Below are 614 nucleotides of genomic sequence, written 5' to 3' on the forward strand. Positions count from 1 at the left end.
CGCCTTCCTCACCCCGCCAGCACTGAAGCTGACAAGCGCGCCCTGGCCCGCACGGTATATCCACCGACAGGAGATGTCGTTCTCACTGATCACTCGGACCCGGTCATCAGTGACCTGGTTGTTTCCGGCCAGTACCCGAACGCCAGCCAAATCATGCGCGAAGGACTTCGTCTGTTGGAGCCGCATGAGGCCGAAGAACGAGCCAGGCTCGAGGCTTTGCGTCAGACTACGTCAGCAGGACTGATGGACCTGGAGGGAGGTCGTTTCATCGAGATGGGTAGTGAGCCGTTGGGAGAGTTCCTGGCTGACATCGGCGAACGAGCGGCCCTCTCCGTAACCAGGAACCGTTGAGCATGGGGAAGTAGGTGTCTTCGCCGGACGGGAGCATCGTTTTGCCTCTACTGTTGCACGATGGGAGCGTCATGCAAAAGATGCCCATCGTGAAGGACTACGCAGAGACCGTGCATCTGCATACGTATCGCCCAGCAAAGGCCTGTCCCTCGAACAGCATGGCTCCTACACTGTTGGCGGAACCGAACTTGTAGTCCTGGCCCCTGCTCTATTGCTGCGCCAAGAACCTGAAAAAGCTTGTAGCAGTTGGGGTTTTGACAGCC

At 58.3% G+C, this 614-nt stretch carries 1 protein-coding gene; it reads left to right on the forward strand.

Annotated elements, in window-relative coordinates; translation table 11 throughout:
• The first annotated feature begins 42 nt into the window (after nucleotides 1-42).
• Nucleotides 43-351, forward strand: coding sequence for a type II toxin-antitoxin system ParD family antitoxin (locus tag M5B96_RS32395; RefSeq protein ID WP_318654869.1), 309 nt, complete (start codon nucleotides 43-45; stop codon nucleotides 349-351).
• Nucleotides 352-614 lie beyond the last annotated feature (263 nt).

The organism is Pseudomonas sp. MWU13-2105 (assembly GCF_023242315.1).
Lineage (GTDB): Bacteria > Pseudomonadota > Gammaproteobacteria > Pseudomonadales > Pseudomonadaceae > Aquipseudomonas.